Annotated in this window: 22 protein-coding genes; 3 read left to right on the plus strand and 19 right to left on the minus strand. The window is 50.6% G+C overall.

Going from position 1 to position 23,934, the window contains the following annotated elements; genetic code table 11:
* Window positions 1-65: 65 nt before the first annotated feature.
* The 4 genes from grpE to lepA all read right to left on the minus strand — a co-directional run bounded on the left by grpE (window position 66) and on the right by lepA (window position 5,107).
* Entirely contained in the window at window positions 66-662 is a 597-nt protein-coding gene (gene grpE, locus BBD38_RS12635) for a nucleotide exchange factor GrpE (protein WP_066688800.1), read from the minus strand.
* A 14-nt stretch (window positions 663-676) separates the two neighbouring features.
* On the minus strand, window positions 677-1,714 hold the full coding sequence (gene hrcA / locus BBD38_RS12640; RefSeq protein WP_066688801.1) for a heat-inducible transcriptional repressor HrcA: 1,038 nt from the start codon (window positions 1,712-1,714) through the stop codon (window positions 677-679).
* A 313-nt stretch (window positions 1,715-2,027) separates the two neighbouring features.
* Window positions 2,028-3,158 carry a radical SAM family heme chaperone HemW gene (gene hemW, locus BBD38_RS12645; RefSeq protein ID WP_066688803.1) on the minus strand — a complete coding sequence of 377 codons (1,131 nt, stop codon included), beginning with the start codon at window positions 3,156-3,158 and terminating at the stop codon, window positions 2,028-2,030.
* Window positions 3,159-3,301: 143 nt separating this feature from the next.
* Entirely contained in the window at window positions 3,302-5,107 is a 1,806-nt protein-coding gene (lepA, locus tag BBD38_RS12650; RefSeq protein WP_066688806.1) for a translation elongation factor 4, read from the minus strand.
* A 154-nt stretch (window positions 5,108-5,261) separates the two neighbouring features.
* On the opposite strand from lepA, the gene BBD38_RS12655 reads away from it, so the two are divergent.
* From BBD38_RS12655 to BBD38_RS12665, 3 genes are all read left to right on the plus strand, one after another.
* Window positions 5,262-5,879: a lactate utilization protein gene (locus BBD38_RS12655; protein WP_066688808.1), complete on the plus strand. Its 618-nt coding sequence runs from the start codon at window positions 5,262-5,264 to the stop codon at window positions 5,877-5,879.
* 78 nt (window positions 5,880-5,957) lie between these two features.
* Entirely contained in the window at window positions 5,958-7,679 is a 1,722-nt protein-coding gene (locus tag BBD38_RS12660; protein ID WP_066688810.1) for a phospho-sugar mutase, read from the plus strand.
* A 16-nt stretch (window positions 7,680-7,695) separates the two neighbouring features.
* Window positions 7,696-7,998 (plus strand): Dabb family protein, encoded by a 303-nt coding sequence (locus tag BBD38_RS12665; protein WP_066688812.1) that lies wholly within the window; start codon window positions 7,696-7,698, stop codon window positions 7,996-7,998.
* Window positions 7,999-8,108: 110 nt separating this feature from the next.
* Here the strand turns inward: BBD38_RS12665 and BBD38_RS12670 are convergent, their stop codons facing one another.
* The 15 genes from BBD38_RS12670 to BBD38_RS12740 form a co-directional block, all read right to left on the minus strand.
* Window positions 8,109-8,909, minus strand: coding sequence for a class II aldolase/adducin family protein (locus BBD38_RS12670; protein ID WP_066688814.1), 801 nt, complete (start codon window positions 8,907-8,909; stop codon window positions 8,109-8,111).
* Window positions 8,909-9,988, minus strand: coding sequence for an S-methyl-5-thioribose-1-phosphate isomerase (mtnA, locus tag BBD38_RS12675; protein WP_066688815.1), 1,080 nt, complete (start codon window positions 9,986-9,988; stop codon window positions 8,909-8,911). Before mtnA ends, BBD38_RS12670 begins: the two co-directional genes overlap by 1 nt.
* 13 nt (window positions 9,989-10,001) lie before the next feature.
* The gene (locus tag BBD38_RS12680; protein ID WP_066688816.1) at window positions 10,002-10,583 is read right to left on the minus strand and encodes a EutN/CcmL family microcompartment protein; all 582 of its coding nucleotides are present in this window, start codon (window positions 10,581-10,583) and stop codon (window positions 10,002-10,004) included.
* 184 nt (window positions 10,584-10,767) lie between these two features.
* A complete protein-coding gene (locus tag BBD38_RS12685; protein WP_066688817.1) occupies window positions 10,768-11,610 on the minus strand; it encodes a sugar phosphate isomerase/epimerase family protein in 843 nt (280 codons plus the stop codon).
* 1 nt (window position 11,611) lies between these two features.
* A complete protein-coding gene (locus tag BBD38_RS12690; RefSeq protein ID WP_066688819.1) occupies window positions 11,612-12,556 on the minus strand; it encodes a ribokinase in 945 nt (314 codons plus the stop codon).
* Window positions 12,543-13,379, minus strand: a complete 837-nt coding sequence (locus BBD38_RS12695) for a BtpA/SgcQ family protein (protein WP_066688821.1) — start codon at window positions 13,377-13,379, stop codon at window positions 12,543-12,545. Before BBD38_RS12695 ends, BBD38_RS12690 begins: the two co-directional genes overlap by 14 nt.
* A 13-nt stretch (window positions 13,380-13,392) precedes the next feature.
* Window positions 13,393-14,472, minus strand: a complete 1,080-nt coding sequence (locus tag BBD38_RS12700; protein WP_082989680.1) for a DUF4432 family protein — start codon at window positions 14,470-14,472, stop codon at window positions 13,393-13,395.
* Window positions 14,473-14,492: 20 nt separating this feature from the next.
* The gene (locus BBD38_RS12705; protein ID WP_082989681.1) at window positions 14,493-15,560 is read right to left on the minus strand and encodes an ABC transporter permease; all 1,068 of its coding nucleotides are present in this window, start codon (window positions 15,558-15,560) and stop codon (window positions 14,493-14,495) included.
* Between the two features lie 15 nt (window positions 15,561-15,575).
* Entirely contained in the window at window positions 15,576-16,595 is a 1,020-nt protein-coding gene (locus BBD38_RS12710) for an ABC transporter permease (protein WP_066688825.1), read from the minus strand.
* Window positions 16,596-16,612: 17 nt separating this feature from the next.
* Window positions 16,613-18,121 carry a sugar ABC transporter ATP-binding protein gene (locus BBD38_RS12715; RefSeq protein WP_066688827.1) on the minus strand — a complete coding sequence of 503 codons (1,509 nt, stop codon included), beginning with the start codon at window positions 18,119-18,121 and terminating at the stop codon, window positions 16,613-16,615.
* Window positions 18,122-18,208: 87 nt separating this feature from the next.
* The gene (locus BBD38_RS12720) at window positions 18,209-19,288 is read right to left on the minus strand and encodes an autoinducer 2 ABC transporter substrate-binding protein (protein ID WP_066688829.1); all 1,080 of its coding nucleotides are present in this window, start codon (window positions 19,286-19,288) and stop codon (window positions 18,209-18,211) included.
* Window positions 19,289-19,522: 234 nt separating this feature from the next.
* A complete protein-coding gene (locus BBD38_RS12725) occupies window positions 19,523-20,554 on the minus strand; it encodes a LacI family DNA-binding transcriptional regulator (RefSeq protein ID WP_066688831.1) in 1,032 nt (343 codons plus the stop codon).
* A gap of 105 nt (window positions 20,555-20,659) precedes the next feature.
* Window positions 20,660-21,409, minus strand: a complete 750-nt coding sequence (locus BBD38_RS12730; RefSeq protein WP_066688836.1) for a glutamine amidotransferase — start codon at window positions 21,407-21,409, stop codon at window positions 20,660-20,662.
* Window positions 21,410-21,432: 23 nt separating this feature from the next.
* The gene (locus tag BBD38_RS12735) at window positions 21,433-22,416 is read right to left on the minus strand and encodes a sugar phosphate isomerase/epimerase family protein (RefSeq protein ID WP_066688890.1); all 984 of its coding nucleotides are present in this window, start codon (window positions 22,414-22,416) and stop codon (window positions 21,433-21,435) included.
* A 17-nt stretch (window positions 22,417-22,433) separates the two neighbouring features.
* Window positions 22,434-23,510 (minus strand): LacI family DNA-binding transcriptional regulator, encoded by a 1,077-nt coding sequence (locus BBD38_RS12740; protein WP_066688838.1) that lies wholly within the window; start codon window positions 23,508-23,510, stop codon window positions 22,434-22,436.
* Window positions 23,511-23,934: the final 424 nt, after the last annotated feature.

The following is a 23,934-nucleotide window of genomic DNA, read 5'->3' on the forward strand; positions in this document are numbered from 1 at the left end:
TATGAAAACCTCCTGTAAATTGTTTTCGATTATCTTTTTTTATGATAAGGCGTTTTGCCCTATTGTCATTTTGCAACCTTTACCATCGAGTGCCGCAGCACCTTCCCGTTCAGGCTATATCCTTTTTGCAGCACTTCTACAATCTGGTTTGTCTCAAAGCCTTCTTCTTCCGCCTGCATAACCGCGTTGTGCAGCTCCGGGTCAAATTGCCCTTCCGCTTTAATTTCTTCTACGCCCAGGTTTTTGAGCGCATCCTGCAGCTGCCGCATAATCATGGTCATTCCTTCAAGGAAGGCCTTGTCTTCGCATTCCGCGGCAAGCGCGCGCTCAAAGTTATCCAGTATAGGCAGGATTACCATTACGGTATCTGCCACACCGTTCTGGAAGGAGGACGCGGCGAGGGTCGCATTGCGCTTTTTATAATTTTCAAAATCCGCCCGTTCCCTTTGCAGCGCGGTTAAATACTCTTCCTTCTCCGCTTCCAGGACTTTCAGCTTTTCCTGAGCCTTGTCCTTTTTCGCGGCCGCCTTATGCTTGGCTGTCTTTTTCTCTTCTTTTTCTTCCGGCTTTGTTTCCTCCGCCTTTTCTTCCGCCATCTGTTCTTTTACATCTTCCGCAGGCTGCTCCTGCCCTGCCTGCTGCTTCTCCTGTTCGTCCGCCAATTTTCTTACCTGCCTTATTTTTTATTCTCCGTTTGCAGCAAACATGAAAGAATGTCGCTCAAACTCATTCCAACGTAATTCAACACCGAAAGCACGCGCGCATAATCCATGCGTGTCGGCCCAATTACGCCAAACGATCCGATTTTTTCTCCGCCGATTTTGTAGGTCGCCGTTACGATGCTCATATCCTTGAAATCATCATAAGGGTTTTCCTTTCCGATCTTGATTGAAAACTCAAGGTCGGTCGCCGCAGACATTACCTTGTAAAGCACGTCCTTCGTCTCAAGAAGCTGTAAAAAATGCTGCGCTTTGCTGATATCCTTATATTCCGGATAATTGAAAATATTCTGCGCCCCGCCGAATACAAGCTCCTTTTTTTCACGGTTCAGGTTAATTGCGTCAAGAATCTCGCTCATAATCATCTTCTGTTCCTTCAGGCTGTCCATGCAGGAATGTTCGATGATCCCCTCCGCTTCCTTCAGCGAAGCGTTCTGCACCTGGTCCGTCAGCATATTGGAAAGGATTTCAAGCTGGTGGGTATCCATTGCGAGCGGCACGTTAATCATTTTATCCTGCACCAGCCCATTATCCGTTACAAAAACCAGAAGCGCCTTTGTATCGGTAATTTTGACGATCTGGATGCGTTTCAGCTTCACACTATCGAGGTTCGGCGCCGTCACCATGGAAATATGCTTCGTGGCGTCCGACAGCGCCTTGGCCGCCGAAGTCAGCACCTCTCCAATTTCATCGACGCGCGTATCGAAGTAATTGCGAATAAACATCGCTTCATCCTTCGTAATACGGTCGATGTGCATCAGCCTGTCCACATACAGGCGGTATGCTTTATCGCTCGGCGTTCTTCCCGCCGAAGTGTGCGGCTGTTCAAGCAGCCCCATTTCTTCAAGGTCCGCCATTTCATTGCGGATCGTCGCCGGGCTGTAATCGAGGTCCGGCTTCTTGGAAAGCGTACGGGACCCCACCGGGACTCCGGTATCGATATAATCGTCAATGATTGCTTTCAAAATTTTCAATTTCCTGTCCGACAGCTCCATGCCGCACGCCCTCCTTTCGCTGGAATATTTTTATCTCTCTGTGAAACCCGCTTTCTTCACCCCTGCAGCACCGGGCTTTTGCAAAGGGTTCCAACTTAAGCTCATCTTTCTTCTTTTATATATGCACAAAAAACCGGTTTAAAACCGATTTGTTAGCACTCATCATTGTTGAGTGCTAATTCCTTGATATAAAGATACCACCGCGCCGGGTGGTTGTCAATACGGTTTGTTAAAATAATAGACGCCCAAGATGAATATTTTATGAACAAATGCCAAATTTTGTCATTTTAGCGATCATCCATTTTTGGGCAAATTACAAATTTTGAATCAATAGGGAAACAAGTTGATTTTGAAGGTCGAATCCGCGCTTCGTAGGATAAAGTCCGCGCCCGTCCGTCTCTGCCAGGCCAAGCGAAACCACCCTGCCCATCTCACGGGAAAAAGCTTCCGGGAAAATTTCATTAAACCTGCTTTTATAATCAAAAAAGGAAAAGCCGTTTTTCAGCCGCAGTTTGAGCATGATATATTCCAGCTTGCGATCCTTTTCCGACACCAGCTCCGACGAAGCATAACGCAGCTTTCCGGCTTTCATATTGGAAATATACTCCTCCACATCCTCCGTGTTGGAAAAACGCATATGATCCATACAGGAATGCGCCGCCGCCCCAAGGCCGAGATAATCGCGTACATTCCAGTACTTCAGGTTATGCCTGCATTCAAATCCCTCTTTTGCAAAGTTTGAGACCTCGTAATTGGTAAAGTCCTTCCCTTCCAGAACGTCCTGGGCCATATGATACATCGCAAGGTCCGTATCCTCATCTGCCGGGACGGCTTCCCCCAATTCCACGGCCCGGAAAAGGGGTGTTCCCGGTTCAATTTTAAGCGCATAGGCCGAGACATGCTCCGGTTCCTTTTCCGTGGCAAAACAGAGCGTGTCCTCCCATTCCGTGGTTTCCTGACCGGGCAAAGCATAAATCACGTCAATATTGATATTTGAAAATCCAGCCTCCCTTGCAAGGCCATAGGCGCGCTCGAACTGCCCTCTCGTATGCTGCCTTCCAAGCATGGCAAGCAAACGGTCCTGGGCCGCCTGCAATCCGATACTCAGACGGTTAATTCCCGCTGCGCGGTATTCCCGCAGTTTCTGTGCGTCCAGCGAACACGGGTTGGCCTCGAGTGTAATCTCCGCATCCTCCTGCACGTCAAATGCCCGGCGCAGCGCGTCCATTGCGCCTGTTATATATTGTGCGGGCGGAAAAGAAGGCGTGCCGCCGCCGAAAAAAACAGAGTCGACTTTCCTTTCATACATCCGTCCCGTCATTTTAATCTCGGTCCCAAGCGCATGAAAATATGCATCCATAGGCTCTTCACGCTCCATGGATACAAAATCGCAGTAATTACATTTTTTTATACAAAAAGGAATATGCAGATAGATACCAAGCATAATGATTCGGATAATAAGTAATAATGAATTGAATAATTTTGGCACCGGCTTTACCGATTAATCACAACAGGCGCCTCGATCATTTTTCAAGGCCGGTATGCAGCTTTCGATCCATGATTACCCGTTCCCGGTAAAACGCCTCCTTATTTGTCCATCTTAAGCACGCTCATAAACGCTTCGGAAGGCACCTCTACGCTGCCTACCTGGCGCATGCGCTTCTTGCCCTCTTTTTGCTTCTCAAGCAGCTTCTTTTTGCGGCTGATGTCGCCGCCGTAGCATTTTGCCAAAACATCCTTGCGCAGCGCCTTCACCGTTTCGCGCGCAATAATCTTCCCGCCGATCGCCGCCTGTATCGGGATTTCAAACATCTGGCGCGGAATGACTTCCTTGAGTTTTTCCGCAATGGAACGTCCGCGGCCATAGGCGCGGTCACGGTGCACAATAATCGAAAGCGCATCGCACATTTCCCCATTGAGCAAAATATCCAGCTTCACAAGGTCGCTCTTGGCATAGCCCTTCACTTCATAGTCCATCGACGCATAGCCGCGCGTCCTTGATTTCAGGTTGTCAAAAAAATCATAGATAATCTCATTCAGCGGTATTTCGTAATGAAGCAGTACGCGCGTCGCTTCGATATATTCCATGTTTTTAAAGACGCCCCGTTTTTCCTGGCAAAGCTCCATGACCGCGCCCACGTAAGTATCGGGAGTCATCACGCTCACCTGCGCGATCGGCTCTTCCATATATTCAATCATCGACGGGTCGGGAAGGTTTGTCGGATTATCGATTTCGATTTCTTCTCCGCTCATCATGCGCACGCGGTAAGAAACGCTGGGGGCGGTCGTCACGAGGTCAAGGTCGAATTCCCGTTCCAGCCGTTCCTGGATAATTTCCATATGCAAAAGTCCAAGGAACCCGCAGCGGAAACCAAAGCCAAGCGCAACGGAAACTTCCGGATCATATAGCAGGGACGCATCGTTTAACTGCAGTTTCTCAAGCGCGTCCCGCAGATCGTCATATTTCGCCCCGTCCGCCGGATAGATACCGCAGTACACCATGGGCGTTATTTTTTTGTAGCCCGGCAGCGCCTCCTTTGCAGGATTCGCGTCATCCGTGACCGTATCGCCCACGCGCGTATCCGCGACGTTCTTGATGCTCGCCGCAATATAGCCGACGTCGCCGGCCTTAAGCTCCTTCGTCGGCACAAGCTCTGGCGCAAACGCGCCGACCTCGGTGGTGTCAAACACCTTTCCGGATGCCATGAACCTGATCTTTGTGCCTTCCTTTACGCATCCGTCAATCAGCCGCACATAGCTGATCGCGCCTTTATAGTTATCGTAATACGAATCGAACACCAGCGCCTTTAACGGCTTATCCTCATCTCCCGACGGCGCGGGAAGCTTGTCCACAATCGCGTCAAGCACCTGTCCTACGTTTTCCCCGCTTTTCGCGCTGATGCGCGGCGCATCGGAAGCATCCAGCCCGAGGACGTCCTCGATTTCTTTGGCAATTTCATCCGGGCGTGCGCTCGGCAGGTCAACCTTGTTAATCACCGGAATAATCTCAAGGTCGTTGTCCATCGCCAGATATACGTTTGCAAGCGTCTGCGCCTCGATCCCCTGGCTTGCGTCCACCACAAGCACAGCCCCCTCGCATGCGGCGAGCGACCGCGATACTTCGTATGTGAAATCTACATGCCCGGGCGTATCGATCAAGTTCAGCTCATACGCGGTTCCCCCGCGCTCGTAAATCATGCGGACCGCCTGTGATTTGATGGTGATCCCGCGCTCCCGCTCGAGGTCCATCGTATCGAGAAGCTGTTCCTTGATATCGCGCTGCGCGACCGTGCCCGTCATTTCAATCAGGCGATCCGCCAGCGTTGATTTCCCGTGGTCTATATGGGCTATAATGCAAAAATTCCGTATATTTTTCTGATACTCGTTTTTCATGTGTTCTCCTAATATTGATTCTCTTTTCTTATGATACGCAAACCCCATCCAAAAATCAATAAAATAATCGGTAGCCCGCTGCACGGTTGTGGTATATAATAATAGTTAATGAAGTTTATCTTCTGTGTTTTGTATAAAAAGGAGGGGGATTCCTATGAATGAATATCAGGAACTGATCGACCTGCTGAACAGGAAAAGATTCCATGCCGAATTTTTTGAGGATGTAGCTTCCGCAAAAAAACGTGTGATGGAGCTGATTGCGGATGCAGGTTCCATAGGCATCGGCGGCAGCCAGACCGTTAAGGAATCGGGACTTTTTGACGAGGTCGTCGCCACCGGGAAAACCGTTTATTCCCAAACGCTCGAACGCAAAAAGGAAAACCCCGATAATATGGCGGTATGGCGCAGCGCCATGGGCGCGGACGTATACCTTACGTCAACCAATGCCCTCACGCTCGAAGGAGACCTCATCAATATCGACGGCAACGGCAACCGGGTGGCGGCGATGTTCTTCGGGCCGGACAAGGTAATTGTCCTGTGCGGTGTGAATAAAATCAGCAAAGGGCCGCACGACGCAATCGCGCGGATTAAAAAGGTTGCCTGCCCCATGAACGCAAAGCGCCTCGGGCTCCCTACCCCATGCGCAACGGAAGGCGTGTGCCGGGACTGTGAGCTCCATGAACGCATGTGCAAGGTAACGGTACGCATCCAGTATCCCCCCAACGGAAAAGAAATCCATGTCCTGTTGGTGAACGAAGCATTGGGATTTTAAGCGCCGTAGGCTTTACAAATTATTGGAAAAACAGGCGTCCTCTTACAGCGGGCGCATAAATTAACAGGAGGCACTCTCATGACTTATCAGGAAACTTACAGGGTCTGGAAAGACGCCCTCACGGGTACGGAATATGAAGCGGAACTTGAGCTCGCCGCAAAGGATGAAGAAACATTGCAGGATTCCTTTTACAAGGAAATGGAATTCGGCACCGCAGGAATGCGCGGTATTATCGGTATGGGAACCAACCGCATGAATGTATTTACGGTAAAACGTGCGACCCAGGCGCTTGCAAACAATATCCTCGCGCACGGCGACCCGGTTTCCGGCGTCGCTGTCGCTTATGACACACGCAAATACAGCGACCTTTTTGCACGCGAAACGGCGGGCGTACTCTGCGCGAACGGCATCAACGTATTTATGTATGATACGCCGCACAGCGTCCCCCAGCTTTCTTTCACCATCCTCGAGCTGAAAACGACGGCAGGCGTCGTCATCACCGCAAGCCACAATCCGCCCGAATACAATGGGTATAAGGTTTACGGCGAGGACGGCGGTCAATGCCCTGTCGCGGATTCCGACCGTATCACCGACTATATTTCCCGGATCGGCGATATGTTCCACATTAAATCCATGCCGCTCGACGAGGCGGAACGCAAGGGCCTGCTGACCTATATCGGAAAGGACCTGGACGAAATTTATTTTGGGAAGGTGGAAGCCCTGTGCATTCATCCTGAAATTATGAAACAGGAAGCGGATAAACTGAATATTGTATATACGCCCCTTCACGGCACGGGTAACGTCCCGGTGCGGCGTGTTTTAAAGGACCTCGGGATCAAGCGGCTGCACGTCGTTCCGCAGCAGGAGCATCCTGATCCGGCTTTCCCGACCGTAAAGGCCCCCAATCCGGAGGAACGGCAAAGCTTTGACCTCGCTATGGAGCTCGCAAACCAAAAGAATGCAAACCTGATCCTTGCCACCGACCCGGACAGCGACCGTCTTGGCGTCGCCATCCGCAACAGCGAACACGAATTTGTAATCCTGACGGGCAACCAGATCGGATGCCTGCTGATGGACTATGTGCTGTCGCAAAAGCAGAAAAATTTTGCCGGCGGCGAATTCGTCGTAAAATCGATTGTCACCAGCGATATGGTTGACGTAATCGCGCAGCATTACGGTGTGGAATTGCGTAGCGTATTTACGGGTTTTAAATTCATTGCGGAACAAATCAAGCTTTCCGAGCGTACGGGCAAGGGCAAATTTGTCTTTGGTTTCGAGGAAAGCTACGGATATTTACAGGGCGCGTTTGTACGTGACAAGGATGCGGTGCAGGCTGCCATGATGGTTGCGGAGGCCGCGTGCTGGTATAATTCCCTTGGGCGTACGCTGTACGAAGTCCTTACCGATATGTATGAAAAGTATGGCTGGTTTGAGGAACTGGTGGTTTCCAAAACACTGTATGGCAAGGAAGGCATCGAAAAAATACAAAACGCGGTCCGCACGCTCCGCGAAGCATATCCTGAAAAAATCGGCGATTTTCCGGTGCTCGCGGTCCGGGATTATTTAAAGCAGGAGCGGATCGATATGCGCACAGGAAAGGCGGAGCCCCTCGATATGGAGCAATCGAATGTACTCTATTTTGAGCTCGACGGCGGACGGTTTATTATCCGGCCTTCCGGTACTGAGCCTAAATTGAAATCATATCTTTCCACTTCATCGATGGATAAGCAGGAAGCGGAATATCAACTTGTCAAACTAAAGGAGAGCGCGGTGAATCTCATCGACAATCTCACAAAATAAGGAGGAGATACAAAAAATGGAAGCAGCAATCAGACACATGGTGGTATTTAATCTCAAGTATGACAAGGACGATCCTCGTGCCAAAGACTTTATTGAAACGGCAAAGAAGGTGTTCGCGGGAATCCCTTTTGCCAGAAACGTGATGCAATGCTGGGAAATCAGCCCTAAAAACAACTATACCTACGGCTTTTCGTTCGATTTTATGAAGCCTGAGGACTACGAAAGCTACAACAACCATCCCGACCATTGCAAATTTGTAGAAGAACGCTGGAATACCGAAGTAACGGATTTCATGGAAATTGATTTTAAAGAAATGTAAATCGGCGGTTATTGCAAAAACCAGCCTGGCTTTTTTCGGAAAGTCAGGCTGGTTTTTGCATTTTCATTATTTCTATACCGTTTTGGGCCTTCTTACTCCGGCCCATTTTGCTATTTCAGTTTTTCCGCAACGCGCTGCGCAATACGTTCAACCAACGCATCAAGGGCGGTCGGGCATTCCTTTACGGTCCCCGACTGCGGCATAAAGTCAACATTGTTCGTCTCCTTCGCACCGCACAACGGTTCCCCGCCGCAGCGGTTCCCCATGTTCCCGCGCGTCTCAAGCAGCGGCTCGATCTGCTTTTCGCTCAGGTAATTCGCCTTTCCCAGGATATTCTCGGTATACATCGTAATCATGGCATAATATTCCACGGACTCCAGGCGATAAAACGCCTGCAGAAGGTCCTTCCCCCATGTAAGCGCGCCGTGGTTTGATAGCAGTACTGCATTATGGGTTGTGCAGAAAGGCGCGATTGAATCCGGCACCTCCTGCGTGCCGGGTGTCGCATACCTGGCTACCGGAACGCTCCCAAGCAGCACGATCGGTTCCGTAAGCAGCGGGCGGTCAAGCGGAAGGCCCGCGATGGCGAATGCCGTCGCTGCCGGAGGATGCGCATGCGTTACCGCCATAATTTCCGGATTTTCCCGGTAGGCGCGAATATGCATCTTCACTTCCGTGGACGGCGCATAAGCCCCCTGCTTCAATATTTCCCCGTCAAGCGTCATTTCCACCAGCATATCCGCATCCATAAATCCCTTGGATACCCCTGTCGGGGTGGCAAGGATCACATCCTTTGCGATTTTGCAGCTGATGTTCCCGTCATTGGCGGCAACAAAACCCTTTTGATACATCCGCCTTCCAATATCGAGTATTTGCTCTTTTGCATCGCGCACAGACAGATATGCCATCATTATTTTCCCGCCCTTTGCTTTTTATCAAAAATCTCCTTCAGGGAAATGTCGTACGGCGGATAGGCTACTCCATGCTCCGTAATGATCGCCGTAATGAATTCCGCATCCGTTACGTCAAAGCTTGGATTATACACCTTCACGCCTTCGGGTGCCATGCGTTTTTCATACCACATTTCCGTAACTTCCTCCGCAGGCCGCAGTTCGATGTGGATATCCCCGCCCGATTTGCAATCCATATCGATCGTCGATGTCGGGGCGCATACGTAAAACGGAATCCGGAATTGTTTCGCCGCAAGCGCCACATAAGACGTGCCGATCTTATTCGCCGCATCGCCGTTTGCCGCAACGCGGTCGCAGCCAACAAACACGGCGTCAACCCATCCCTGTTTCATAACGGAAGGCGCCATATTGTCACAAATCAGCGTCGTATCGATCCCCGCCTCCGTAAGCTCAAACGCCGTAAGCCGTGCTCCCTGCAGCAACGGACGCGTTTCATCGCAGAATACGTGGAAGCCATATCCCCGCTCCTGTCCGAGGTACATGGGCGCCGTGGCCGTGCCATACCTTGAAGTGGCAAGCTGCCCCGCATTGCAATGAGTCAAAAGTCCCATGCCCGGCTTCAGCAACGCAAGGCCGTTTTCGCCGATTGCCTTGCACACGCGGATATCCTCCGCCTTAATTTCATTGGCCTCATGCAGCAGCAGTTTTTTAATTTCCGCAACGGGCTTTTCCCTATTGGCGCGAACCACACCATCCATCCGCTTCAGCGCCCAGGAAAGATTCACCGCTGTCGGCCGGGCAGAATCCAAATAATCCCTCGCCGCCTCAAACTTCGCATAAAACGCATCAAAATCGGTTTCCTCAATTTCCTTTGCCGCAAGGTAAATACCAAAGGCCGCGGAAACGCCAATTGCGGGCGCACCGCGCACCTGCAGCAAATAAATTGCGTCCCAGATGCTTTTCTGGTCTTTCAGTCGCAGGATTTCCCGCCGTCCCGGCAACTGGGTCTGGTCAATAATCAAAAGGGCGCTGTCCTCATCGTCGAGCGCCACCGTTTCCATATCAAAAATCGTCTCCATCGCTTCTCCCGGTTTACTTCTTTTTTTCGCTTCTATAGCCGACGCGCGTATAGCCCTGTTTCTTTTCCGGTTCAGTGTCCTGCTCTTTTTCCTTGGGCACTGCCGGAGGCGTATCCACCGGCTCAAAATCGGTCGTCAAATATTTCGCATATTCCTCATAGGGAACGGAATTGGTGTTCTGGCTGGGAGGCTCTTCCTCCTCCAAAAGCTGGTCAAGCTCGCGGTGCAGGGCCTCGAATCCTGCCGTAAGGTCGGAAACCGGATCGCCCGCCTCCATGGCCGGAACCTCCGGGCTTACGTCCTCTTCCGCCTCTTCGCCGTTTTGGCTAAACCTTTTTTCTCCATCCCATGTGAGCGCTTCCGGGATGGCAACTACCATATTAATGGCGGCATCTCCCTCCTGGAAGGTGCATACAGCGGCGCACACTACGATTTGCCCCTCCCGCGCGCCAAGCTTGTCCGCCACCAGGAATGGCTGGCCTGACGCCTGCATGGTCTCCATATCAACCGGAACCGCAATAAGAAGCTCCGCCCCGTATAATTCGTCGGATTTTGTAATGCTTTTTGCGTTTCCAACAATTTTGGCTAATTGCATGCCTGTTCCTCCTCATTCGCTAGATGCCTTCGTATTTCATATTAATATCTGGAAAACACAATGTCAACCGCACGGGGAAAATCCCTTGCGCAAAAAGGCCGCTGCAGCGTATCTGCGGCGGTCTTTTCGTTTGGGTATCTGCCGAAGCAAATAGTAATACATATTATAATATAGAGAGGAAATATTATACTCCGTATTTTTGCATCATTTTCCTTGCGAAATCGATGCTCTCCCGCACAAACGTATCGCCATCCGGCGCGAGTTTGCGCCATACCCATGTGCTCATATTGTCCGTACAGTCGGAAAAGCCCTCGAACCCAAGGTAACCGTCAAAACCGATTTCCTTGAACGCCCGGAAAACGCCATCCCAGTCTACATGTCCCGTCCCCGGGATTCCGCGGTCATTTTCACACATATGGAAATTGGAAAGCTTGCTTCCCGCCGTCACAACCGCATCATGGAAACTCTTTTCCTCTACGTTCATATGATAGGAATCGAGATGGATAAATACATTCGGTTCGCCGATCATATCCACCAGGCGCACCGCTTCTTCCGCCGTGTTGAGCAGGTAGGATTCATACCGCGTAACCGGCTCAAACGCAATCGACATGCCGAAATCCGCCGCATACCGCGCAAGCTCGCGCATGCTGTCGGCGCTGAACTGCCATTCCTCTTCGCTGGGCATCTTTTTCGCATCCTTTAAATACTGCGAATAAATTACGCCCGAAAACATCTTCGCTCCCGCTTCGGCGGATGCTTTGATGCAGTCCTTCAGGTATCTGACGCCGTTCTTCCGAATCTCCGGGTCAAAAGAAGTGACGTCCACGTCGTCCGCAAGCAGAACATTTGAGGTTGCCACTTCAAACCCGTCAAGGCGTTCTTTTACCGCCTTCGGGTCAAAAAGGTCAAGACGCATCAGCGGAATTTCAATAAAGTCGAATCCCCATTCCTTCACCTTGTCGATGATGTCCAGCGTATCGTTCGACCATTCGCTGCACCATTCATATGCATGTATTCCAAGTTTCATTTTATCTTTTCCTTTCCTGTTCCATAAACGCTTCCACCTGTTCACACTTTGGAATCGATGTCTGCGCGCCCTTTACAGTCGTGCTGATCGCGGAAGCCACAGAAGCAAATTCAACAGCCTCCGCAATGCCCTTGCCATTTGAAAGCGCTGCCGTAAACGCGCCGAGGAACACATCGCCCGCGGCTGTCGTATCGATTGCCTCTACCCGGGGCGGCAGAAATTTTTGCATCTCTTCCCCCGTCCATGCCAAACATCCGTCTTTTCCCAATGTAATCAGCGGATTATGGAAGCCCATGCCGCGCAGAACCTTCATGCATTCCTGTGCCGAGGCATCGCCGGTCACCTTCATCCCCGCGAGCTGTCCCGCCTCAATCTCATTCGGTTTAATAAAATCGATCAGCGGCGGAATATCCCCGGGAATCGGTTTTTTCGGAACGGGAGCCGGGTCCATCACAACCGTCATTCCCTTGCTTTTTGCCATACGTACCGCCGCAAACAGCGTTTCCGCCGGGATTTCAGCCGTGACCAGTAAAAAATCGTACTGTTCAAAGAGCGCTTCATATTCCTTCACATCTTCCGGCGTTATAAGCGCGTTTGCCCCTGGCGTAAAGGAAATTGAATTAATTCCCTCGGCGTCGATGCGAATCATGGCAACGCCTGCCGTTTCTCCCGGTTCAATCAGGATATTTGAGATATCGACCCCATCCTCCTGCATCGCCGCAAGCAGTTCCTTGCTGAACAAATCGTCGCCCAGCTTGCCAAAGAAGCCGACGTCTCCGCCGAGCCGTGCCGCGGCGACCGCCTGGTTTCCGCTTTTCCCGCCCGGGAATGTCGCAAAATTATCCGTTGCCACCGTCTCGGCCGGTGCAGGCATGCGTTCCATAAACATCGTAAGGTCCATGTTAATGCTGCCCATGCATAAAATACGGTTCTTATGCTTTTCCATTGCGAATACTCCATACCTCGTCCATGAACCTCCTGGTGCGTTCAAGGCTCACCGGTTTTTTCCAGTCGTTGTCTTCCTTGAAATAGCTCCCAACGATTGCGCCATCGGAATATTTCAGCAATTCCCGTGCATTTTCGCTCGTCGTGCCGCTTCCAAGGAACACCGGCACATCCACATGCTCTGAAAATTCGCGCACCTTTTCGGGCGTGGGCGCAATTCCCGTTTCAAAGCCTGTAACGATAAGCGCTTCCGCTCCTTCGGTAACCGCATCGTTCGCCTGTTCTGCAAGCGTCCTGTCGGAAATAATGAAGTGGCTTCCATGCTTTACATTTACGTCGCACAGAAACAATACATCGTCGCGCGCATCGAGGGCAGTACGGTATCTCGCAAGCTTTCCGCCCACGCCTTCAAGGATACCGGCATGTGAAACATAGGCGTTTACCCATTCAAACACGCGAATCCAGCGCGCTCCGGCGGCAATTGCGATTGCAAGCGCCTGCTTACAGCCGTTAAGGTGGCAGTTTACTCCAATCGGGATTTTGACATTCTGCTTTACATTCACTGCCGCCGCCGTCATTGCCGCAACCGTTTCGTCCCCGATGTCCTGCCCTTTGACATATGGATAATCCCAGATGTTTTCAATTTGCAGGCCGTCCACGCCGCCCTCTTCCAGAAGCTGAGCTTCCCTGACCGCGGTATCTATAATCTGCTGCATGCACATATTCTTCTTATCGTACATCGGCGAACCGGGAAGCGGCCGCAGGTGCACCATGCCAATGATCGGCTTTTCGTGAGTAAAAATCGATTTCAGGTCCTGTCCCATAACTCTCTTCTCCTTATTTCATGACCGTTTCGATCTTATCCTTTACCTTTTGCGTTTCGCCAGGCGCAAGATAGCCCACCGTGACTTCCGCACGGAAGGTTTCTTTCCCGGGCAGGCTGCGTACATTCCCCTTTTTCTTTTCCGCAAGATATCCTTCCGGTTCAGCCGTCGCCGGAAGCACCATTCCCATGGATTTCCAGTCGTCGTGATTTACCATCCAGCGCACGCCGCGGTTCAGGGCCGCCGCGTCATACGTCGTATAGTCCGCCGAACCGTCCTTGTGGACATACAGGAAATGCGCTTTTCCATCTCCGTCTCCCTGCACGCCGCGCAGGAAAAGCACGATTTCCGGGTCGTACACATCCCCCTCGCCGATCACACGGGTTACCGACACATCCTTCTGCACCCTGTCCAAAAGCTCCATAAATACCGGATCGGGCTCATTGTATTGCGGTATGCTTACCCGCACGACCATGTTTTCCGGCGTCCACGGAAGCGTCTGGTAAATTTCCGCTCCCGGCTCCGGGGCGTTGTTAACATGGCACATATACATCAGGTCCATCGGATGCGCCGCCATATTCTCGATTTCAATTCCCACGTCGATCAGGGTGCTGCCTTCATACACCTTGGCAACAGGCCGCGCCATATAGTGGCTTCCGAACGCACGGTTATACTCGTATTCCCCTGTTACGCCCATGTAGCGGCCCTTCGCATCTTCACCGCTGATAAGGAAAGCCCTGTCGTAGGTCACATACGGGAGTTCCCCGTGGTGGCCGTGGTCGTCCTCCGGCGACGGGCATCCCATAGCAAGCGCGCCGCAGTGCATTATGTAGCATCCGTAGGTATCCCGGAAAATTTCACGGTTGCGCGGTGCGTCAAAGCTTGTTTCCATTTTGAGGGAGCGGCCGCAAAAGACCGCATCCCATACCATTTGTCCATTGAAAGGGAGCACCGTGATGTACCCTTTGCTGTTCTCAACCTTTACGGCGCAGATTCCACTCTCATAGCGGAAAAGATGCGCCTTCAGTTCGCCCGCGTCTGCAAACAGTGTTTCCCTGTCCGTGAATGCGGATTCGCTCAATCTTATCTTCATTGTCATTCCTCTTTCGTCTTCTACGCCTTTGCCGTTTCCTTGGGTTTATCGTCTTTATAGGAAGTCGAAATCCGCTTCTTCTCCCTGAGCTCGGTAAAGTAGTTCAGCGTCAGTACCGCAAGGAGCACGCCACCCCAGATCAGCTGCCGGTAGAAATTGCTGATCGTCGGGAACAGGTTCAGCCCCGAGGAAAGCACCTGCAAAATCAGGATCGCAAGCGCTACGCCGCCAACCTTTCCGAATCCTCCGTTTGGATTCACGCCACCGAGCACTACGATCAGGATGCACTGGAGCGTATAGGCACTGCCATAATCCGGCTTGGCCGAGTTGTAGTTGACCAGCATAATCAAGCCCGCAATTGCGGAAAGCGTTCCTGAAAGCATATAGGCTTTATTCGTGACAGCGGTATTATTGAGCCCGCTGAACTTGGACGCAACCGGGTTTGATCCCATCATATACAGGCTGGTCCCGAACGTCGTCTTGTTGAGGATAATACTCAATACGATCACGGCGCCGATAAAAATGAACAAAGCCAGCGGGATAAAGCCCGCCACCAGGGTTTTCCCTGTTTCCGCATACATAGCGGGCAGGCGGCTGATAGAGCTCCCCTGCGTAATAATCAGTCCAATACCGGTGAAAAGCTGTTGGCTGCCGAGTGTAGCGAGAATCGGCGGGATGTGAAGCCGCGAAACCAGGTTCCCGTTGAGGAAACCCGCAGCGCTGCCCACGATGATCCCGAGGGCCACCGCAAACACAATCACCATCATCGTCTGTCCGTCGCTCGCCCCTTCCGGCACAAACGCGACCAGCGTCGACGCCGCCGTAATCGCCGTCAGGTTTGCCATGCCCACAACCGACAGGTCAATCCCGCCGAGAAGCATGGTCAGCATAACGCCGAGGGACATAAGGCCAAATTCCGGAAACTGGTATACCATGGACTGGAAATTAGCCACCGACAAAAATTTCGACGGATTGATAATGCTGAACGCAACGACAACCAATATAAAGATAATCAGCAGCCGCGCAAAATTCTTATCATGCCCATACCAATTTTTGATTCGCATGGAAAATGTAGCATCATTTTTCATCTCATCATTCCTCCCTTACGAGCCGGCCTTTGAAAGGCTGGGTTTTCTTTGTTTCTGGCTGCGCAGTATCTGCACAGAGGATACCGCCGTACCAATGATGATCAGAAGACCCGTCATAAAGTCCTGCCAGTAAGCCGGTACGCCGAGCATAATGAGGCTGTTCTGCACCATGGTTAAAAGGAAAATACCGAGGATCGTTCCGGTAAGGGTGCCCGTACCGCCCGTAATACTTGTGCCGCCCAGCACGATTGCCGCGATAACGGTCATTTCCATGCCGAACATATTTGTCGGATGCACCATGTTCATCATGCATGCGCGGATAATACCCGTAATTCCGGCGATCACGCCCGCGAAGCAGTAAACGAAAAATTTCGTCTTTACTACTTTAAAGCCGGCGCGGTTTGCAGAACTTTCATCCCCGCCGATCGCATAAATTCCACGCCCAAGCATTGTATAGCGCAGGATAATAAAGGCGATTACCACCACCACGACAAGCGCCAGGAAGGCTGTCGGCATCATGGAGGTCACGCCGTCCGCATTCTGCGAAACAAACAGGCTACTCTGCCCGAATTCCTTCATGGAAGGCGGAAGCGTATTGATCTGCTGCGCATTGAGCGCCCCCTGGAGAATGCCGCGGAACACGCTTTGCGTGCCCAGCGTGGCAATCAGTGCGGGAAGCCGCATTTTTGCAATAAAAAGGCCGTTGAATGCGCCGCACGCAAGCCCGATTGCACCCGCAAAGATAAAGGGCACGATAATCGGTCCCGTATAATTCATTCCATTGAGCACAACCGTTACAATATAGGAGGCCAGCGCCGCAAGCGCCGGAAAGGATACGTCGATCCCGCCCGATACGATAATCATGAATGTTCCGATGCTGAACAGCGCGGGAACAATCAGTGCGTTCGCAAGGTCCACAAGGTTATTCCCCGTAAAAAACTGGTCGCTGCGCGCCTGGATAATCAGCGCTAAAACGATGATTACGAGGAAAATATAAAATTCCGTCTGATGAGTCAGTTTCTTTATCTTATTCATAGCTTCGCTCCTTTCCCTCAACCATTCACGGCAACGTCCGTGACCTGTTTTGCGAGGTCGGCTTCCGTAACCTGGAGCGGGTCGACTTCTCCGGTGATCTTGCCGCCGCGCATAATCAGCACCCGGCTGCAATTCGTGATTACCTCGGGGAGGTCGTCCGATATGATGATAATCCCAAGGCCGCTGTTGGCAAGCTCATGCAGGATCGCATGCATATCATGCTTAGACCCGATATCGACGCCCACCGTCGGTCCGTTCAATATCAGCACTTTAGGATTGGTCGCCAGCCATTTTGCAAGTACGATGCGCTGCTGGTTCCCGCCCGAAAGCGTGGATGCGGGAAGGTCGGGGTCGGCTACTTTGATTTTAAGCTCGTCCACCCATCTTCCCACCTCGCTTTGGCGCTTCTCCTGGTCAATCATGCCAATCCGGGAGGAAAGGTCTTTCAGCTCGGATATAACAATATTGCGGCCGATAGACTGATCGAGGAACAGGCCTTCCGTAAGGCGGTCCTCCGGCACATAGCCGATTTTGTTTTTCATGGCTTCCTGCACCGATGTAAGCTTTACTTCTTTTCCATCCATCAATATCTTGCCGGAGGTTGGTTTTTTAAGGCCGAACAAGGAAAGCGCAAGCTCTGTACGGCCGGAACCGAGCAGGCCCGTAATCCCAAGGATTTCGCCCTTGCGCAGGTCGAACGTAACGTCTTGATAATCCCCTTCACAGGAAAGATTCCGGACTTCAAGCACAGGCTTTTCGTCCTTAACTTCCGCCGTAAAATGTTTGTTTTCAAAATGGCGGCCGGTCATATAATAAGTAAATTTGTCGCTGTCAAGTTCCGAGGTGTCGCCGTCTTTAACGTTTTGCCCATTCCTGAGAATGGTAAAACGCTCTGAAATTTCAAACACTTCATCAAGCTTATGGCTGACGAAGAGAATCGCAATTCCCTGGCTCTGTAAATCTTTGATAATCCTGAAAAGCGCTTCAACTTCCTTTTTTGTAAGGGCTGTAGTAGGCTCGTCCATAATAATCAGCTTTGCATTGTTGATGAGCGCACGGGAAATTGCCACAAGCTGTTTATCCGCAACCGGCAGGGTTCCCACCTTTGCTTCAAGGTCTACGTTAAAATTGATTTTACTGACCGCTTCTTCTGCGATCGCACGGAAACGCTTCCAATTTACAAATTTCCGTTTCTGCATAAGTTCGCTGTTGTATGCCAGATTCTCCATGACCGATAAATTCGGGAAAATCGAAAAGTCCTGATAAATAACCTGAATCCCATTCATAATCGCGTTAATGGGAGAAAGCTGGTGGGTCTGGTCGACCCCATTGAATTCCACCTTGCCGCTGTCGAGGCTGTAAACGCCGGAGATAATTTTGATCAACGTCGATTTACCGCAGCCATTTTCCCCTGCGAGGCAATGTATCTCACCCTTTTTTATTTCGAGGTTAACGCCCTGCAACGCCTTTACACCCGCAAACGACTTAATGATATCCGTGGCTTTTAAAATATATTCTTCCTGCATAGATACCCAATCCTTTCGCCGCTTCTTTGGCTGTCCAAAGACTTTTTACAGCGGGCGGCTCCATGCCGCCCGCTGTAAGCCCGGTTCTTAGAAGTTATAATTGTCTACGTTTTCTTTCGTAAGCGTAATGTACGCGCTGCCTGTGAGGACGTGTCCGTCGAGCGTCAGGCTGTCATAACCGTCGAGGCCGAGGTCCGTTCCTGCGCCAACTTCTTCACCATTCAGTACCAGCGTAGCCAGTTTGCACATTGCATAACCCGCATCTGCCGGGTCCCACAGAGTCAGTGCGGAAACAGCGCCGCTGTCAAGCAGTTCCTTGTTCGTCTGCGGCATACCCGTACCAACCGCGAACACCTTGCCGATCAGGCCCGCTTCTTCGATTGCACGGCCTGCACCGGGGGCGTCGAACGAAGAGGTTCCTACAAAGCCTTTGATGTCAGGATACTTTTTGAGGACTTCTTTTGCCTTCTGGTAAGCCGTTTCAGCATTGTCGTCCGTGACGATGCGCTCGTCAATCAGTTCCATGTTCGGATAATCTTTTCCCTGTGCGGCAATCGCGCCGTCCGCTTCCATGTTATGGGAGTCGTTCGTGAGGGAACCAACCATGCAGATGTATTTGCCTTCGCCGCCCATTGCTTCCGCGAGGGTGTTCATGATATAGGCGCCATATTCGTCATAGTTGAAAGCTTCGAGGTCATAGTCGCAATTTTCCATGGACGATGCTTCATGCGTGATAACCACGATTCCCTGGTCACGCGCTTTCTTCAGAACGTCTTCCATTGCGCCCGGATCGTGAGGAACAACACACAGCGCGTCAACGCCCTGCGCGATCAGGTCTTCTACAACCTGGATTTGCTGTGCCGCATCCGTCTCCGCCGGACCCTTCTGGAATACGGTCATACCCGGATTTTCTTCCTGATACTTCGCTACGCCTTCTTCCATGCGGACAAACCAGGGGTTCGTGCTGTCCTTCGGAACAACGGCGATCGTGTAGTTCCCGTCGCCTGCCGTCGTACCGCCGTCGGCGTCAGCAGAAGCCGATGCCTCTGTGCTCGCTTCGGTAGATGCTTCCGTACTTGCCGATGCGCTTGGCGTTGTCCCGCCGCTGCATGCAAACAGTGCAACGGACATCACTGCTACCACTAGAATTGCCAAAATCTTTTTCATTTCTTTTCCTCCTTTAGTATGGTCCTTTATTATATTTTGCCATTTTTCGGCAAATTTTATATTCCCAATTATTTAAAGCGCTTTAAATTCCATTTTGCTTTTAGATAAGCGTTTTTAGCGCTTTGATTTCTAACCTTTAAGCTGTAAGTTGATTTTGTTACATTCCCTGAATGGAATGTCTTTAAAATTCCTGGAAAGCTCTATTTGCTGATAAACCGGCCATGTTGGCCCATTTTAGTTGTCCTGTTCTCTTACAATCCCGCTTGACTGCCTTTTAATCATTGTCGGCTTTGTCATGATATGCGGTTCTTCCGGGATTTCCCCGCGAATAACCTCCATGAGCATATCAACGGCCTGCTGGCATGTCCCCTCGATATCGGAATCCATGGAGGTAATTCCTACCATAGATACCTTGGAAAAAATTGTGTTGTCATATCCTACCACCGATACATCTTCGGGAACACGGATTCCCGCTTTTTGCAGGGTATTGATTACGCCAAGCGCCATTTCATCGTTCATTGCACAAATTGCTGTAAAATCGCGCCTTTCTCCAATCAACTTCTTCGTTGCCAGCGTCGCCTGCTCATAATGGATATCATCACATTCGATCAGGTTTTCCTTAAGAATTGGAATCCCCTTCTCTCCAAGCGCCCTGCTGTAGCCTTCCCGCCGCAGCGAGGTTGTCGGCACAGTCCGGTTGCCGCCGATGAAAACGATATTCCGATGCCCGAGCTCTGCCAGATGCTTAATCAGCATGTAGGTGCCTTCCCTGATATCGCCCATCACATACCTGATTCCATCGATCGTATACAGTGAAGTGATGTACACAAGAGGGATATTATATTCCCGGAGCGCCTTCTGGTAAGAGGTAAGGAATTTCGTAGGCTGATTGCTCGGAACCACCAGGACGCCCTCGATTCTCTTGGAGATAAACGTCCTGATGATCTCTTCCTCCACCTGCGGATCGCTGTTGGACATCGCCGCAAGCAGGCTGTACCCCGCACGGTTCACGGTCTCGTCAATCGCCCGCAGGATATTGGCGTAAAACACAATGTTGATATCCGGCACGATAATGCCAATGGTGTTGCTCTTATTCGTCGCGAGGCCCTTGGCGATCATATTCGGAAAATATTTAAGCTCCTTGGCCGCTTCATGCACGCGCTTTTTCGTTTTCTCATTTACAAGGGAATTATTATTGAGCGCAAGCGAAACCGTCGCTTCCGAAATTCCGAGCTTTTTTGCAATATCCTTGAGTGTAGTCGCCATTTTACCGCTCCTGCTTATCTACGGTTTTAAGGAATGTAAAAAGATCAGTTTTACTATAACTCCAACATAATTCAATTGTCAAGGATTATTTTAAAGCGCTTTAAATCACCGCTTTCCACATAGCCACCGCACCATATTCCCAAACAGCAAATGATAGCTTTCCCAGTCCATAAACTCCTTCGGGCCCCAATGCGGCGCACAATCCGACGCAAAAGCAAGCGTGCGTCCTTTTCCATACTCCATCACTGCAATAAACGTATCTTCGCCGATTGTGGCAAGTTCCTCCGCTCCGTCCTTCGCTTTGATTTTGTTGTATCCAAGGAAAAATGGCCAGTCTTTCCCAATACCGTCGAAAATCGGATGCGATGGATTCGTAACCTCAGGCACGATTCCTTCCGGGCATTCCACACGGTCGTCATAGTTTAATATTTCAACAGGCAGCGCTTTGGCAAGGGGAGTCATTGCATAGCGCGCCTTGTTATCGATTCCCGCAAAGCTGAGGTATCCGCCGATCATGGCGACTCCCCCGCCCTGCTTAGCATAATCCGCCAGCGCCTGAAGCTTATTGGGCCTGCGCTGTCCGCGGTAAAACGTATCCGGTGAAAGAAGCAGCGTATTACTGCCGATATCGCTTAAAATAACCGCGTCGTATGCGCCCAGCTTTTCCACGGTATCCGGGAAGCTTGCCTGCGCTTCATGGCTGGGCATAAAATCAACGTCAAAGCCTTCCTTTTGCAGCACCCCTGCAAGCATATCCCCGCAGTGTTCTTCGTGCCGGCATACGTTAAAAATATCAAATCCTTTCATATGCGTTTCATGGACGGTCCATGATTCTCCAACCAAAAGTATCTTCATTCAGGGCCTCCTTTTTCGTAAAGTTATTTTCCAAACATCAGGTTTCTCAGCATCGCACTCACTTCGCACGCATTCCCTGTCGCATAAATCTCTTCCAGCTCTTTTTCATCGATACGGTCCGCAAGCGCGGCGAAAATATCCATCCACCTTACCGTCTCATTCACCGCATCCCTGCCGTCCTCACGGTAGGGATATTGGTCGGTCGAAATATATCCGCTGTATCCGGTTTTTTTCAACCAGTAGAAGAATTCGATAAACGGAATCGTATGGATCGAACCTGCGATCATATCGTCGTCCCAAAAACCGTAATTGTCATTCATATGGACGTGCAGGAGCTTATTTCCATATTCCTTTGCAAGCGCCACCGACTCCGCTACATTTTCTCCCGCCACATGTGCGTGGCCATAGTCGATTGTCACGCCGCTGTTCTTCCTGCCCAGCTTTTCGAGCATCAGCAGGATCACAGCCATGGTTGACGGATAAGAAAAATTGCGCGGCTCCTTGATCTTGTATTCTATCGAGATATTGATGTCTTTGCGGTAATCGCAGCACTCTGCCACGCCTTCCGCAAACCATTCATGCTCGCGGATATAGTCTCCCTGAAAGTAGTAGTCGTATCCGTCCTGCCCCGGCCACAGGCTGATCAGGTTTCCCCCCAGCTCTGCGGAAATATCCATCAGTTCCTTGGTGTCTTCCACTGCCTGCCTGCGGAGCGCGGAGTCCTTGGAGGTAAACGCCCCTTTGCCCCATTTCATTTCCCCGAAATGGTCGGGGATAATTGATACAAGCTTTAAATTATATTCGTCAAGGTTCTTCCGTATCTGCTCCACATTTTTTGCCGTAATATTCCAGTCGCTCACAAGCTCTACCCCGCTCACGCCTTCCACGGAAGCGACACGGGCGAACATTTCATCGATCGAGTAAGGCCTTGAATATCCGCCGCTCATATAACGGTCGGCGCACATTCCCACATTCGCAAGGATAATACTGTATTTTGGTTGAAACATCGTTTTGTCCTCCATCTCTAACAGCTTTTCTTCATTTTGTTCCAAACCGGCACACGCCGGTCAATCACGGATTTGCGGATAACAATCTGCGCATCGATGACGCTGTGCGGCACTCCGATTGCCGTTCCGTTGATCAGGTTCAGGATGTTCCGGAAGCAATAAAGGCCCAGCTCCTCCATATTTTGCGCAATTGTGGTAAGCGGCGGATCGAGATTCGCCGCAAGGGAAATATCGTCAAACCCGGTAATCCCGATATCATTTGGAACACGTATTCCATATTTCCTCAGCGCGGAGATCGCCCCCGCTGCAATGAGGTCGCTCGTTGTTACAAAAACCTCCGGCAGCTTCCGCGTACCGTGCCGTTCGAGGTACTCCCGCAGGAAGCAGTTGGCCGCCGTCGCCTTGTCAAGCTTCAACTCCGGATGGAACAGCATAAATTCCTTGTACTGTTTCAGGCCGTTTTCCTCCATTCCCGCTTTAAAGCCAAGACAGCGGTCCTTGAGGTTATCCATTTCCAGCGTTTCAGACAGCAAGCCGATTTTCGTATAGCCCCAGTCCTTCAACAGCGAGACCAGGTTACGCATCGCGCTCACATTATCCGTGGTTACCGACGGCAGGGACGACCCCGCTATTTTCCTGTCGCACAAGATTACGGGCACGGATTTATTTGCTTTGCGGATAATATTCCCATCCATTGACCCGCCGATAAATATAATGCCGTCGACGCCCTTGTCAAGAAGCGCATCCACGCCCATGCATTCCTTTTTATAATTGAATGCCATCTCGCAGATCATCGTCGTATAATTTTCCTGCAAGGCCGCATTCATAATGGACTGGACGCACCTCGCATAGAATTCATTCTTGATATCCGCAACCATGACGCCCACAACTTTTGAATTCTTGTCCCGCCCCTTAAGCCCGTAGCCGTTTGGCACATAATTGAACCGCTGCACCACCTCGATTACGCGCTGCCGGGTTGCGTCCGAAATTTTTGCCGTGCCGTTCAGCACATGGGATACGGTTGAAATGGATACCCCCGCTTCCCTCGCCACGTCATGGATTGTTGTTTTTTTCTTTGCCCTGTCTTTGATCATCTGCAGATGCTCCGATATATAGGCCTTAACGCAAATTTTATTAAACCGCTTTAAATCCCTTTTTGCCTGAATAAGTTTTCTTATCCGAGTGCCTGAAACAATATGTACTGTAATTTTTCTTTTGGATTAAAATTTACTTTGACTGTTGTTTGAAGTATAGAATCTTTTCCCAAAAAAGACAACTCTTTTTTCTGCTGTTTCAATGAAAATTTCTACTGTTATTTTCATTATTTTTTATAAAAATATTACATTTATGTCATTATTTTGTAAAGGCAGGCCTTCAAAAACCCAATTTCCTATCTTTGGAACGTTCATTAAACCTTTTGTCGGAAAAAAATACAAATAATCCATTAAAAATTTTCATCGGTTTATCCGTCCGGTTTTAGGCGCGGAATAAAAACTTTTTTTAAAAAACGAAACAAAA

This window comes from Christensenella intestinihominis, from assembly GCF_001678845.1.
In the GTDB taxonomy this organism is placed as follows: Bacteria; Bacillota; Clostridia; order Christensenellales; family Christensenellaceae; genus Christensenella; species Christensenella intestinihominis.

Bases quoted from the DNA above. Each gene is read 5' to 3' on its own strand.
- BBD38_RS12735 (WP_066688890.1), bottom strand. From the start codon at position 22,416: ATGTTTCAACCAAAATACAGTATTATCCTTGCGAATGTGGGAATGTGC.
- BBD38_RS12720 (WP_066688829.1), bottom strand. From the start codon at position 19,288: ATGAAAAAGATTTTGGCAATTCTAGTGGTAGCAGTGATGTCCGTTGCA.
- mtnA (WP_066688815.1), bottom strand. From the start codon at position 9,988: ATGGAGACGATTTTTGATATGGAAACGGTGGCGCTCGACGATGAGGAC.
- BBD38_RS12680 (WP_066688816.1), bottom strand. From the start codon at position 10,583: ATGCAATTAGCCAAAATTGTTGGAAACGCAAAAAGCATTACAAAATCC.
- hemW (WP_066688803.1), bottom strand. From the start codon at position 3,158: ATGCTTGGTATCTATCTGCATATTCCTTTTTGTATAAAAAAATGTAAT.
- BBD38_RS12725 (WP_066688831.1), bottom strand. From the start codon at position 20,554: ATGGCGACTACACTCAAGGATATTGCAAAAAAGCTCGGAATTTCGGAA.
- BBD38_RS12710 (WP_066688825.1), bottom strand. From the start codon at position 16,595: ATGAATAAGATAAAGAAACTGACTCATCAGACGGAATTTTATATTTTC.
- BBD38_RS12695 (WP_066688821.1), bottom strand. From the start codon at position 13,379: ATGGGACAGGACCTGAAATCGATTTTTACTCACGAAAAGCCGATCATT.
- hrcA (WP_066688801.1), bottom strand. From the start codon at position 1,714: ATGGAGCTGTCGGACAGGAAATTGAAAATTTTGAAAGCAATCATTGAC.
- BBD38_RS12740 (WP_066688838.1), bottom strand. From the start codon at position 23,510: ATGATCAAAGACAGGGCAAAGAAAAAAACAACAATCCATGACGTGGCG.
- BBD38_RS12660 (WP_066688810.1), top strand. From the start codon at position 5,958: ATGACTTATCAGGAAACTTACAGGGTCTGGAAAGACGCCCTCACGGGT.
- BBD38_RS12655 (WP_066688808.1), top strand. From the start codon at position 5,262: ATGAATGAATATCAGGAACTGATCGACCTGCTGAACAGGAAAAGATTC.
- BBD38_RS12730 (WP_066688836.1), bottom strand. From the start codon at position 21,409: ATGAAGATACTTTTGGTTGGAGAATCATGGACCGTCCATGAAACGCAT.
- lepA (WP_066688806.1), bottom strand. From the start codon at position 5,107: ATGAAAAACGAGTATCAGAAAAATATACGGAATTTTTGCATTATAGCC.
- BBD38_RS12665 (WP_066688812.1), top strand. From the start codon at position 7,696: ATGGAAGCAGCAATCAGACACATGGTGGTATTTAATCTCAAGTATGAC.
- BBD38_RS12685 (WP_066688817.1), bottom strand. From the start codon at position 11,610: ATGAAACTTGGAATACATGCATATGAATGGTGCAGCGAATGGTCGAAC.
- BBD38_RS12690 (WP_066688819.1), bottom strand. From the start codon at position 12,556: ATGGAAAAGCATAAGAACCGTATTTTATGCATGGGCAGCATTAACATG.
- BBD38_RS12705 (WP_082989681.1), bottom strand. From the start codon at position 15,560: ATGAAAAATGATGCTACATTTTCCATGCGAATCAAAAATTGGTATGGG.
- BBD38_RS12700 (WP_082989680.1), bottom strand. From the start codon at position 14,472: ATGAAGATAAGATTGAGCGAATCCGCATTCACGGACAGGGAAACACTG.
- BBD38_RS12670 (WP_066688814.1), bottom strand. From the start codon at position 8,909: ATGATGGCATATCTGTCTGTGCGCGATGCAAAAGAGCAAATACTCGAT.
- BBD38_RS12715 (WP_066688827.1), bottom strand. From the start codon at position 18,121: ATGCAGGAAGAATATATTTTAAAAGCCACGGATATCATTAAGTCGTTT.